We start from the raw sequence: 12217 nt of genomic DNA, 5'->3' as shown, positions 1-12217 counted from the left end.
ATGACACCGGGAGTCATGATGAATCAATGGACTAAAACGTTACTGACGTTGCTGATAACAGCCACAGTCTCAATGATTAATGGCTGCCACCTGATTGCACAGTCGCGCTGGGAAGGACGGGATGTTCAGGAAGCACTCGATCTGTTCGGCAAACCCGACTCAATGAAAAAACAGACCGGTGCCAACGGCGAAAATCTGGCCGTCCTGACCTGGTTCAAATCCTCCAGCTGGACCACCACCGAAGCTGCCGGCACGTCCATGAATCACACCGGCAACGGCATGGTGTACACCGAGTACTACGAGACGGTCGGACATAGCTCTGACTGCAAACTTGAAGCGACCGTCAATAAAGCCAAAAAGATCGTGCTGTTTCGTATCGAGGACGGAAAGATCATTCACGGCAAGTGCATCAACGTTCCGTTCGTACCCGGTTACATTCCGCCCGGCTTCTAGTGCTGTCCCTGAGCAAGTATTTGCTCAGGGATAACTGAATGACTTCACCAGCGTCAGCTCTCCCACCGCGCGCATAGGGATCAGAAACGTCTCCATCTTCTCGCTCGGCGTGCCCTCTTCGGTAATCACCGTCACCTGCGCCGTGGTCAGCGCCTGCACCGCCTCATCGCCGCCCTCGTCATCCCCACGATAGCCACCGCCGTAATAATTCACGTACACCAGATACTGGCCCTTGATCGGCGCCGGCATGGCGAAGATTTCCGGGCCGTAACCGGTGGTGACGTCGACGTCGAGCGCGGCGCCGTTGGCGGCGCTGCGGTTGCCGTACCAGATGTGTGCGCCGTCGGGGGTGACGAGGTGCAGGTCGAGGTCGGTGCCGTCGCTGTCCCACGCCAGCAGTACGCGCAGTTTGGCCGGGGTGGCGCCGCCGCTGGTGTTGAGGAATTGCGTGCGGTGGCGTTGTTGGCCGTCAGGGCTGCGCACTTCGACGCTGTTACTGCCGTTGGGGAACGAGAACGGGCGGTCGAAGTGGCCGCTGTCGTCGATTTTCAGCGGCATGCTCACGCCGTTGACGATCAGGCGGCCGGGGTCGTTGTCCTTCCGCGCCGCTTTGATCTCGCCGCTGATGCGCGCGGTGTTGGCCTGGCCGACCGGGGTGTTGACCGATGAGGCCGGGTAGTTGACGGTCTGGCGGAAGCTTTCGCCCTCGCCTTCCGGTGCGCCGCTGCGCCAGCCGCCGACCGGGGTGTCGAGTTTGACGCTGTCGGCGGCCATCGCCGGCGATAGCGCGGTCAAGGTGCAGAGCAGCAGCAAGACCTGTGGATAACGGAGTGTCATGGTCTATTCCAGCAAAAGGTGACGGGCAAGCCCTTCGATGTAGGTTTCATCCTGGCCGTTGGGATGCGCTTCAAAAGCCAGGTGCAGATATTCGTGGGTCAGGTCGAGGCGATCCTGCAAAGTCAGCACGCCGCGTACGTAAATGCGTTGGCGTTCACGGTCGACGAAGGGACGGCCGAAGGCGAGTTTGCACACGGCGAAGGTGCTGACTTCGTTGTAGCCGGTTTCGCTTTCCAGCTTCGGGCGCCAGCCACGTCGCTGTTTCTGCAGCCAGTCTTGCGCGGCGGGCAGCGCTTCGCAGGAAGCGACCGGGTTGTCCCAACGGCTAAGGCTGGCGCGCGGATAGGCATGTAGCAGAATCGCGTCGTAACGCTGACCGGCATTAGCTTGCGCGACGGCTTGTTGCCAGGCGAGTTTGTCCGGGCCGGGTTGATCGGAGTGATAGGTGACGGTGCTGCCGGCCAACACCAGATCCGCCGTCCACGCCGCGATGTTGCGTGATTCCACCGAAGCTGGCCGTGGTGCGACACGCTGGCGATTGCTGCTGTCATCGATGTTCAGGCAATCGCCGTTGCGCGTGGCGTTTTGCAGCAGATAGGTGCGGATTGCCACGGCCAGTGCTTTGGCCGCTTCGGCGGGTTCGGGTTTGGCTTCGCGCTCCAGTACGCGGGCGACGTACTCTTCGCGATCAAGCCTTGCGACGAGTTTGTCGTTGAGCAGAAACAGTTCGCCATCGCTGTGGATATCCAACGCGTTGCCGTTGGCGAACTCGACGCGGTAGTCGCCCTGCAACGGGCCGGATGTCGCGAGGCGATCACCCGCTAACACCTTCGAAACTGGGTACTTCGAAAACAGGCTGACTTCGACACAACGCCCCGCCTCCGCGGGCCAGGCTGCCGGCAACACGGTCGCCAATGCTTGGCCGTAATGCCGCAAGACCATCTGACTGGTGCCTCGCCCACCCGCCCATACCGGCGCGCCATCTGCCGTCCAGCCAGCAAACCCACCCTGCCGCGACTGCGGATCCTGATCGCCAAGCCAGCTCCAGGTTTTCACCCGCAAGCGCCCGCCCAGTTCACCAACGACATTGCCGTCCGCCGCGTTCAGCACCACGTCGAGTAGCACTCGACGCGCCTGATCCTGCGCCGGTAGCGAGGCCAGGACCTTCAGCAAATCAGCCACGGAAACCCGTTGAGCCGGTTGCACCGACGGCAAATCCAGCAACCACAATGGCGCTTGGCGCGCTTGCCAATACGCTCGCCAATCCGCCGCTGCAATCCCCAACCGCGCCGGCTCAAAATACAACCCGCAGGATTTCACCAGCGCCTGATCGCGCTCGATCTTGCCGCCCGACGAGCAGCAATAAACCTCTTCCTTCGACTGCCCGCGACACTCATACGCCGGCTCCCGCGCGCCGGTGTCCACCAGCCACGCGTAGACAAACAATTTCCACAGACTGCCCAACGGCGTATCCAGTGATGACGGCAACGGCTCACGCTTTATCAGTTGCGTCTGACTCAACGACAACAACTCGCCCTTATAGGCCACGCGCAACGGCTCATCCTGCGCCGTCGCCAGCGCAGGCATCACACACATCAGCAGCCACAGCAGCGGCCGGGTCATGTCAGTTGACCGTGACCTGACCGAGGGCGGCTTTCGCTTCCTGGGCCTGATGCTGCGGCGCGTAGACTTGCTTGAAACGCACCGGCGGCAGGTTGAACTGGCCCTTCTGCGAGAAGCGCACCAAGTGGCGCAGGCGCAACTCGCCGCTCAGCGCATCGACCGGCACCGCGTAGGCCAACTGGCCCGGTTCGAAACGCGCCTTCTCCAGCGCAGTCGGTTCGTTGCCGTCCTTGCCCTGCAACTTGATGCCCCACGTCGTGCGCTCAACATCAGCGCCCGGTGGCAGCGGCACTTCGAGCATGCCGTAGCGCAGTGGTTTCGGCGCTTTGCTGGTGAGGATCACTTCGTCCAGATACAGGCTGTCGCTGGACAGCGGCTTGGTGCCGACCGGCTCCAGTTTGAAGGTGAACGCTTCGTCGCCCGGCACCAGTCGCGACACGCGTCGGGTGATGGTCAGGGCCATTGGATCGACTGCCGGTTGCTGAGTCTGGAAGCTCAGCGCCGCGCGCAATGGACGCTCTTGCGTGCCGGACACTGTCAACACGCTCGGCACCGGAGTGGCGCCCTGCCAAGTCCAGTACATCTCACCGGTTGCACCGTAGTTTTTCTTCCAGCCTTCAGCCGGCGTCAAGGCAATGGTCGGCGAAGCCTGAGCGATACTGCGTTGCAGCCAAGTCAGTGCCAGCGCACGTTCGAGGGTCGATTGCTGCGGCAACAGTCGTTGCAACAGCACTTGCGCACGCGCCTGATCGAACGGTTGCAGCGACAGGTTCAGCGCCTCGGCAAACGGCTGCGAACTGACCGACAGACGCTGTTGTGCAGCGCCCACCTGACGATTGAACGCGTCAGGCAAGGCGACTTTCGACTGAGTGGCCAAAGAGGCGGTTAACACCCGTGCCGCTGCCAGACCGAGCGCCGAATCCGGATCACTCATCACCAGACTGTCTTCGCCATCGTCCATCAGCGTTTCAGCGTTGCCTTCGCCGGCCTTGGCCAGATCGTCCATCAAACCGCTGAGCAACGTGTTCACCGGCAAATGCATCTGCTTGGCGAACGACAGAATCAGCGCCCGTTGCAGCAACGGCGTGTTCGGCGCTTGCTTGGCGTAGACCTCCAGCACCCGCTGCCAGTGCTCCGGCGGCAGGGTCAGCTCCAACACTTGGCTGGCATTCCAGTCGGCGTAATAGGCGTAAGCGGTGAGGAACGCATCCGGCTCACCGTCGTAACCCCACCAAGTGAAACTCGCCGATGGCCCGGCCATTTGCACCAGACGCAGACGGCTGTTCTGCATGATCAGGCGCAAGCGATCACGGATCTGCGGATTCGACGCCAGCGACGGATAAGCGATGCTCAATGGCAGCAAACGACTGGCCGCCTGCTCGACGCCGCCGTACGGATAGCTGAGCAGATCATCGAGTGCCGAGCGGAACAACGCTTGCGGACTGTCATCCAGACGCAGGCGAATATCGGTGGCATCCGCCGGCAGACTCAGCGCAGTGTCGCCGCTGGCGACATCAAGGCTTTGCGTTTGCGTCACTTGCCAGCCATCACCGGTCGCACTCAGGCGCACGGCCAGAGAGTCCGCGGTTTTGCCGTCCTGAACCAGCTCCGCCGTCCACTCACCGGAGGCCAAGGCGAACGCCGGTAGCGGCAGGTAGTTGATGCCGTTGTTCAGGGTCACCGGCAGGCGATGTTCGATGCCAGCGTAGTGAGTGACCAGTTCAGCCTTGACCGGTTTCTCGGCCTGACTGAACGCGAACACGCCGAGTTGCGGCTGATCGCCCTTACGGAATTTACTCGGCCCACTCCACTTCAAGTACAGCGGTTTTTCCGAGCGGACGAACTGCTTCTTCTGCCCAACCTGACCGTCATCGGCGATCGCTCGGGCGGTAATGCGCCAGCGGGTCAGCGAGTCCGGCATCTTGAAAGTGAAGCGGGTTTTACCGTCGGCACCGGTCAACAACTCGGGTTGCCACGCGGCGGTATCGACGTCTTCACGACGCGGCCGCTCCAGCACTTTCACCCCGCGCTCGCTGCGGTTGGCTTTACCCGGTGCGCCGGGGCTACCCGGCAACGCGACGTCGTAACTGATGAACGACAGACTCGCGCTGGTGCGCACGTTGTTGCGGCGCGGGTGATAGAAGAACTGGTCGATGGTCGGCGCGACTTCCGGTTGCAGCGCATAAACCATTTCGTCAACGACGCTGATGGTCAGATGCGCCGGAACGGCTTTGCCGGCGAACTGCGTGGTCAGGTCAACCGTGACCGTGTCGCCCGGCAGATACACCGCTTTGTCGGTGTTGATCGCCACGTCGATTTGCGGCGCGACCACTTTGATCCCGGCGTTCTGAAAGCTGTACTGACCGCCCTTGGTGTACAGCACCGAGAAAGTCAGGTTCGGTGCGAAGTTGTCCTTTACCGGGATGCGCGCGCGGTATTGGGTGTCGCTGAGCTTTTCCAGTTTCAGCCAGTCGCCGCCCTTGGCCAGCAGCGCGGTGGCTTCGACCTTGTCGCGCTCCAGCGAGAGCAATGCATCGCTGACCGGTTCCGGGAAGGTGATCAGCGCCAGCGCTTCATCGCCAGCCTTGTACTCAGGCTTGTCGAGGACGATTTCCACAGTGCCCGGCACTGCTTTGACGCCATCGCCAGTGACCGAATGACCGGTGGCGCCGAGGACGCGACCGTGTTGATCTTTCAAGGTCAGGTTGTAAGTACCCGGACGCTCGAAAGCGAGACTGAAACCTTTATCCGTCGCTGCGAGTTTGCCTTCACCAGTGCTCTGGTCTTCCAGACGAACCCAGCCATAGGTGCTCGGCGTCACCGCTTTGCTTTGCTCGGTGCCGCCCTCGTTGGCGTAGCTGAACGCAACCTTGTCGCCGACTGCACTGAAGCGTTGCGGCGCGCTAACGCGGAAGCTCGCGGCGCCACGGTCGATGAGGACTTCCTTGGTGGTCTTGACCCGATACGCCGCGCCATCGCTGGCAAACACGGTGAGCATGTAGCGGCTCGGCTTGTCGGCGGCCGGCAGGTCGAGGGTCGCGTTGCCTTTGCTGTCGGTGGTCAGTTCGGTGCTGGTCAGTTCCACCGGGAATTGCCCGAGGTATTGCAGCTCGTTGTCGACCATCGACAGTTGTTGAGCGCGCAGGCTCAGGGTCAGTTTGGCGTTGGTCACCGGTTTGCCGTCCGGATAGAGCAACACCAGACTGCCTTTGACCGGCTCGCCGGTGCGGTAATCCTGCTTGGCCAGGTTCAGCGAAATTTCAAAATGCGGTTTGATGTATTCGGCCACACGGAAGGCGCTGCTGTAGGCCTGATCCTTATAGTTGAACCGAATCTCGTAACCGCCCGCCACCGCGTTGTCCGGCAACTGGAAACGGCCCTGAGTACCGGCCTTCGAATCGAGTTTCAGGTCAAGATGTTGCAGCTCGGTGCCGGTGGCGTCGAGCACGCTGACCGTGACATCCGCCGCGCCCGGCAACACCGAATCCCGCGCGTTCTTGAACTCACGACCGACGATTTTCAGCGACACCCAATCACCCGGGCGATACAGCGGCCGATCGGTGAAGGCATACAGTTTGGTGTCGTAGATTTCGCTGTCGTAATAGAAGTTTTCAGAAACAAAGACGCCGCCCTCTTCATCCTCGCCGATGACGAACGAACGCTCCGGGCTGACGTGTTTCAGGCGTAGCAAGCCATCGGCATCGGTCGCGCCACTGCTCATCACGCCGAGGCCGTCAGTCCACAGCACATTGACCTTCGGTACCGAATTGCCTTCGTGTTTGCGCGCGGCCCAGACCAGCAATTCGTCGCCGGCAATCTTGCTCACTGCGACGGTGTTGGAAACGAAAACCATGGTGGTCGCGCGGTACTTGCCGATCAATGCTTCGACCAGATACAGACCCGGCTTCAGATTGCCCAACGGGATGTAAACGTTGCCCGGCGCAACACTGACGAAATCGCTGGAGGAGCCGGCCAGATTGACCCCGGCCGGCGGCTGAATCGGCTTGGCCTGCCACAACGGATAACGGAACTGGCTGACCACCGGTAGACCCGGAATCAGCGCAAATTGCGGTTGCGCGTCGTACGGCGTCGGTGCGGCGATGGCATTGCCCATCTTCAGTTCCGGCACTTCTTCGGTGACCTGTTTGCGCGACTCATAGGAGAAAGCACGCTGCATCACCCGACGAGATTTGCGGTACCAGTTGTCCCACAAGTAAGCGAGGGTGTTGGACAGGCCTTCACCCTTGAATTGGCCGTCGCTGACCACGCGGTGCAGGTTCTTCTGGCGCTTGAGGAAATCCAGCGGTTTGTCGATGCGATACACGCGAATGTCGGCGCCGCCGTACGGTTCCATGCGAAAACGACGGTAGTCACGGCCCGGCGCTTCGAGGCGCACCATCGCCTGCTCGTCCGCCGCGAAACTACTGTCGGCGAGGAGGAAAAAGCTCTCACCGGACACCGGCGTATAGCCGCTCGGCTCAACCGAATCTTCGGCGTTAACGGTCGCCAATGGCAGCAACAGCGCCAGCAGCAAAGGAATTCGCGAGCAGATACGCAACATGCGGGCACCGGTCATTGGGAGAGAAAGTTCAGTCGATAGACGCCGATGAAGTTGGGGTTGGCTGCGTCGGGTATCCATCGGGTGTCCTTCCATGTCATGAGTTGCTGCAGGCTTGCCGAACGCATGCCGTTGTCAGTGGGGGTGGTGGTGCCAGTGTGATAGGCGATGTAGCGGCCCATCCAGATCATCAGGTGCTGGTCGTCGCCCTGATCGAAAAACATCAGATCACCGGGACGTGCTTGCGACACATCGCGGCTGACCAGGTGGCTGTTGAACTGAATCAATTTGATCGCGTTGACGTACGGCCCGACCTTGCCACCGCCCTGCTGCCATTGCTGGGCGAGCTTGCGTTGCTCATCACTGAGCGAAAGCTCCGGCGGCAGATAACGATTGGACAGGCCATTGCTACGCAGCCATTTGTCGTCGTGGACTTTCAGCGCTTCGTTGGCGGCAAAACGCACCAGCCCGGCACAGTCTTGCTGATACCAGCGCGGGCTCGGGCCTTGGCTCAGTTGCTCTTGGGCAATACGCACGAACCAGGCGCGAAACACCTGGGACTGCGCCGGATCCAGTGCCGGCGTTTCAACGGCGCGGGCGCCCGCGCTGAGTAACAGCGCGAGCAGGCCGAGGCTGCGGATCAGTGTCGTCACAGCGCTTTCCATTCCAGCGGCAACCACTGCCAGTGGCCGTCAGGCTCGCTGCCTTCAGGCAAAGTCAGGGCATATTTGCCGTAGCCGCCGAGGGTACGCAGTTTCGGAATCAGGTAGGTTTGCGCGGCGTTATAGAACACCGGTTCCATGTCCTGCGGCAGGCTATCGAGGGTTTCTTGCTGCATCAGTTGCGCCATCGAATCCGGACCGAAATAGATCGGCATCAGCACATCTTTGGGCAGCACGTCGGCCATCGGCGGGAAGCGTTTGTCGAGGGTGCCGAGGGCCTTGTCGACCAATTTGTCGTCGAGGGAAAACAGCAGTGTCGAGCCGTGACGGGCGAGGCTGACTTTCATGAACGCCTTGCCGCTGATTGCGTCCGGGTTCTCGGCAGTCTTCGCCGCATACGGGCCGAAGTTGGAACTGACCTGACGCTGCCAGACATGGTTCTGGCCTTCTTGTTTCTCGACCACGGGGAAGACGTTTTCTTCGACGTTGGCTTCGAATGCGCCGACCATCGAACCGAACAGTTTGCCGAGGTCGCCATCGAGTTTACTGCTGTCCTCGTCTTTCAGACTGGCCACCAACAATGGCGTGTACAAACGCGAATCGGCGTACCAGCACAGGCCTGCCGCGCCGGCCACATGTTCGGTGAGGGTCTGCGCTACGGCTTCTTCGGCGCCAAGTTTTACCAACAGCGGTTTTTGCGGTTCGGCCGCGACCGGCAGGGTTACGCAGGCACTGGCGCCCAGCGGCATTGCTTGCCAGACCGGTTTGAAATCGAAGTCGGGCTGATTGTCCAGCTCGTCCATGGCGAGGTAGCTGTGCCAGCCCTTGTCGTCCATGTCGAAGCGCAGCCCGGCGAAGTTCGGGATGAAACGCTGATAACCCATCGCCAGGACACTGGAGTTCACCGATAGGCGTTGCTTGGTTTCCGGGGCTTTCGCCGGCAGACCGAACGCTTCGGGGAACAGTTTTTCGCCACTGAGCAGCGCCGCCAGCGCTTGCGGGGAGACATGACCGGATTCTTCGGAAACGCCGCTTTCCGGGTCGTAATACTTGGCTGGATTGGACAGCACCACCAGTTTGTCGCCGTGGGAGGCGAACAACAGGGCTTTGCTGGCGTTGTAGGTCAGTTGGTACAGCGGCACGCTATCGCCGCCGACCTTGAGTTCGCCCATCTGGCTGAGCTGCGTGTCATCCAGCGCGACTTTCGCCAGCGGCTCAAGCAGTTTCGCCAGACCACCGCGATCCATCACCAACAGGAAATCCTTCAAGCGACCATCCGCGCCACGCCACAGCGCAACGTCGGCTGGCTGATCGAAAAGTTGCTCGATCAGGCTGTCCTGCAGTTTCAGGTCATGCTCGTAGATGATCCGGCGCAGACTGCCGATCAAGCCGAGGCGATCAGCATGGGTCTCGTAATAGAAGACGAAATCTTCGGTGAGCGTGGCCTTGAGGAACGGCACGCTCAGCAAGTCCTTGGGCAACTGACTCAGCGAGCGGGTTTCCAGCAACGCATCCGGACGGCTCAGGCCAAGCTTGTCACTGGCCAATTCTGCCGGCGGTGCCTTGGGCTTGAGCAGCAGCCAGCCAAAACCACCCGCCACGCCGGCCACCAGGCATAACCCGGCCAGGAGCAAAGGCCAGCGCCGCGAAGGTTTGGCCGCTGGCGTGTCGGCAGCCGGAGTAACAGTGTTATCGCTCATCTTCTCGCTCATTTCCCAAAGCTCAGGATTTCATCCGTGGCGGAATGCTTAATAGTTGAAAGTCTTGACCAGCAGCAGATCACCGATCGCCCGCAGGGGCACGATGAACGTTTCGCGTTTTTCGTCGACAGTGTTTTCGTTGAGCACCAGCGTGATTTGCGAGGTGATCACCTCGTTCTGGTTGCTGGTCTCCTCGAAGTTATAGCCGCCGTTGCCGAAGTTGCCCCAATAGTTGACGTAAACCAGATAGGTGCCGTGCAACGGCGCGGTCATGGTGAACATTTCCGGGCCCGGGCCATCGACGCCATCAGGGTCCAGACCACCGCCATTGCTCAGTGCCGGCTGCGCCCAGAACGCATGCTGACCGTCGGGCGTGACAATGTGCAGATCGAGCTCGGCTTTCGGATCGTCCCATCCCAAGACAAGACGAATACGCGCCGGCGTGCGCAAATTGTTTGCTTCATAAAATTGCACGCGCTTGAGCGACTGGCCCTCGGCGCTGATCACCTCGACACTGTTGGAGCCGGCGCCGAACGCGTACGGCCGGGCGAAACGGCCCTGGTCGTCGGTGTACAGATTCAGTGGATTGCCATTTACGGCGAGACTGTGCGGCGGGCGCATATGGCCGATGGCCTTGAGCTGGCCCTGGATCATCGTGCGATTGCGCTGGATGCCGCGATCGATCGGCGGCGTCGGGTAGGCGACTTGCGGGTTTTCCGTGCGGTCGAGCAAGCCCTGATAGCGCCAGCCGCCGACCGGCTCCGACAGCTCGGCCGTCGGCGCGGCCAGCAGCGCGGGCGCGCAGGCCAGGCCGATCAGCAGCCAAAGAAATGAACGCATGTGATGCCTCCTGCCATGCCTGAACGAAACCTTGCACCCGATCCTCGGTACTTCACAGCGGTGAAACTGCGTTTCGTCTGAAAGACCCGTGACTATGGGGTCGTAGAAGGCGCGAAGATTAGCGATTCGGCGGTTTTTTAACAATCAGATACATGTGCTGTTGCTGTAGGAAACCTGCTTTTTAAGGGGCGTGAGCCGAATAGAGAGATTATTCGGCTCACAAAATGAGCCGAATAGGTTTCAGCTTTCCAGAATCGCCTCAGGAAAAAGGGCCGGTCGCACCCCGCTCATTTGCCCATACCCCCCCTATCTGCTAGTGTCGCGCCGGTTTAACGTCAACCGGAAATCGCCGCCATGGCCCGCAAAAAAGCTGCACTGGATTTCGAACAGTCCCTCGCCGACCTGCAAACATTGGTCGAGCGTCTGGAGAACGGTGAATTGTCGCTGGAAGACTCGCTGACCGCTTTCGAGCAGGGCATCGGTCTGACCCGCGATTGCCAGGCAGCGCTGGCGCAGGCCGAGCAGAAGGTGCAAGTGCTGCTGGAGCGCGATGGCGAACTCGCCGAGGAACCCTTCGACGCGGAACAGCCAGAATGATTGCGGCGTATACGGCGACCAGCCAGACCCGGGTCAACGCAGCGCTGGAAACCCTTTTCAATGCGCCGCTGCCAGAGTTGGCGCGGCTTTACGAAGCCATGCGCTACAGCGTGATGAACGGCGGCAAACGCGTGCGCCCGCTGCTGGCCTACGCCGCGTGCGAAGCGCTCGGTGGCAGGGCTGAACAGGCCAACGGCGCAGCCTGCGCGGTTGAGCTGATCCACGCTTATTCGCTGGTGCACGACGATTTGCCGGCGATGGACGACGACGATCTGCGTCGCGGCCAGCCGACCACCCACAAGAAATTCGATGAAGCCTGCGCGATTCTGGCCGGCGACGGTTTGCAGAGTCTGGCGTTCAGCGCCCTGCTCGACCCGCGCCTGAGCGATTGCAGCAGTGACATCCGCCTGCAAATGGTCACCGCGCTGGCTAACGCCGCTGGTCCGGCAGGCATGGTCGGCGGTCAAGCCATCGACCTCGGTTCGGTCGGCCTCAAACTCGATCAGAAAGCCCTCGAACAGATGCATCGGCACAAGACCGGCGCGCTGATCGAAGTCAGCGTCAAACTCGGCGCCCTGGCCAGTGGTCGTGCCGAGCCGGATGAACTCAAAGCCCTGCAGACTTATGCACAGGCCATCGGCCTGGCCTTTCAGGTACAGGACGACATCCTCGACGTCGAAAGCGATACCGAAACCCTCGGCAAACGCCAGGGCGCCGATATCGCTCGGGACAAGCCGACCTACCCGGCGCTGCTCGGTCTCGACGCCGCCAAGGCCTACGCCCTGGAACTGCGCGATCAGGCCCTGCACGCCCTGCGACCGTTTGACGCGGCTGCCGAGCCATTGCGCGAACTGGCCCGGTATATCGTCGAGCGGCGCAACTGACGGCGTATCCGCCAAAAAAGACCAACGCGTGGGCAGGGGGCGATGCATCAGGTAAACTGCCGC

General features: G+C 61.1%; 9 protein-coding genes. 3 read left to right on the top strand and 6 right to left on the bottom strand.

Going from position 1 to position 12217, the window contains the following annotated elements; genetic code table 11:
• Positions 1-18: 18 nt before the first annotated feature.
• A complete protein-coding gene (locus ACOYXE_RS26155; protein ID WP_007910907.1) occupies positions 19-453 on the top strand; it encodes a hypothetical protein in 435 nt (144 codons plus the stop codon).
• 24 nt (positions 454-477) lie between these two features.
• Here the strand turns inward: ACOYXE_RS26155 and ACOYXE_RS26150 are convergent, their stop codons facing one another.
• Genes ACOYXE_RS26150 through ACOYXE_RS26125 form a run of 6 tightly spaced genes read right to left on the bottom strand, consistent with a single transcriptional unit; the run spans position 478 to position 10673 of the window.
• A complete protein-coding gene (locus ACOYXE_RS26150; protein ID WP_405122798.1) occupies positions 478-1290 on the bottom strand; it encodes a YfaP family protein in 813 nt (270 codons plus the stop codon).
• Between the two features lie 3 nt (positions 1291-1293).
• Positions 1294-2913: a DUF2300 domain-containing protein gene (locus tag ACOYXE_RS26145; protein WP_460926843.1), complete on the bottom strand. Its 1620-nt coding sequence runs from the start codon at positions 2911-2913 to the stop codon at positions 1294-1296.
• A gap of 1 nt (position 2914) precedes the next feature.
• Entirely contained in the window at positions 2915-7489 is a 4575-nt protein-coding gene (locus ACOYXE_RS26140) for an alpha-2-macroglobulin family protein (protein ID WP_460926842.1), read from the bottom strand.
• Positions 7486-8136 carry a DUF1175 domain-containing protein gene (locus ACOYXE_RS26135; protein ID WP_405122795.1) on the bottom strand — a complete coding sequence of 217 codons (651 nt, stop codon included), beginning with the start codon at positions 8134-8136 and terminating at the stop codon, positions 7486-7488. The genes ACOYXE_RS26140 and ACOYXE_RS26135 overlap by 4 nt, the downstream gene beginning before the upstream one ends.
• Positions 8121-9833: a DUF2138 domain-containing protein gene (locus ACOYXE_RS26130; protein WP_460926841.1), complete on the bottom strand. Its 1713-nt coding sequence runs from the start codon at positions 9831-9833 to the stop codon at positions 8121-8123. Before ACOYXE_RS26130 ends, ACOYXE_RS26135 begins: the two co-directional genes overlap by 16 nt.
• Before the next feature lie 48 nt (positions 9834-9881).
• Positions 9882-10673 (bottom strand): YfaP family protein, encoded by a 792-nt coding sequence (locus tag ACOYXE_RS26125; protein WP_160059587.1) that lies wholly within the window; start codon positions 10671-10673, stop codon positions 9882-9884.
• Positions 10674-11027: 354 nt separating this feature from the next.
• On the opposite strand from ACOYXE_RS26125, the gene ACOYXE_RS26120 reads away from it, so the two are divergent.
• Positions 11028-11270, top strand: a complete 243-nt coding sequence (locus ACOYXE_RS26120) for an exodeoxyribonuclease VII small subunit (RefSeq protein WP_003228627.1) — start codon at positions 11028-11030, stop codon at positions 11268-11270.
• A complete protein-coding gene (gene ispA / locus ACOYXE_RS26115; RefSeq protein WP_160059588.1) occupies positions 11267-12154 on the top strand; it encodes a (2E,6E)-farnesyl diphosphate synthase in 888 nt (295 codons plus the stop codon). Before ACOYXE_RS26120 ends, ispA begins: the two co-directional genes overlap by 4 nt.
• Positions 12155-12217 lie beyond the last annotated feature (63 nt).

The organism is Pseudomonas sp. MC6 (assembly GCF_054790575.1).
This window is presented reverse-complemented; position numbering and strand designations above follow the sequence as displayed.

Bases quoted from the DNA above. Each gene is read 5' to 3' on its own strand.
- ACOYXE_RS26130 (WP_460926841.1), bottom strand. From the start codon at position 9,833: ATGAGCGATAACACTGTTACTCCGGCTGCCGACACGCCAGCGGCCAAA.
- ispA (WP_160059588.1), top strand. From the start codon at position 11,267: ATGATTGCGGCGTATACGGCGACCAGCCAGACCCGGGTCAACGCAGCG.
- ACOYXE_RS26125 (WP_160059587.1), bottom strand. From the start codon at position 10,673: ATGCGTTCATTTCTTTGGCTGCTGATCGGCCTGGCCTGCGCGCCCGCG.
- ACOYXE_RS26145 (WP_460926843.1), bottom strand. From the start codon at position 2,913: ATGACCCGGCCGCTGCTGTGGCTGCTGATGTGTGTGATGCCTGCGCTG.
- ACOYXE_RS26120 (WP_003228627.1), top strand. From the start codon at position 11,028: ATGGCCCGCAAAAAAGCTGCACTGGATTTCGAACAGTCCCTCGCCGAC.
- ACOYXE_RS26135 (WP_405122795.1), bottom strand. From the start codon at position 8,136: ATGGAAAGCGCTGTGACGACACTGATCCGCAGCCTCGGCCTGCTCGCG.
- ACOYXE_RS26150 (WP_405122798.1), bottom strand. From the start codon at position 1,290: ATGACACTCCGTTATCCACAGGTCTTGCTGCTGCTCTGCACCTTGACC.
- ACOYXE_RS26155 (WP_007910907.1), top strand. From the start codon at position 19: ATGAATCAATGGACTAAAACGTTACTGACGTTGCTGATAACAGCCACA.
- ACOYXE_RS26140 (WP_460926842.1), bottom strand. From the start codon at position 7,489: ATGACCGGTGCCCGCATGTTGCGTATCTGCTCGCGAATTCCTTTGCTG.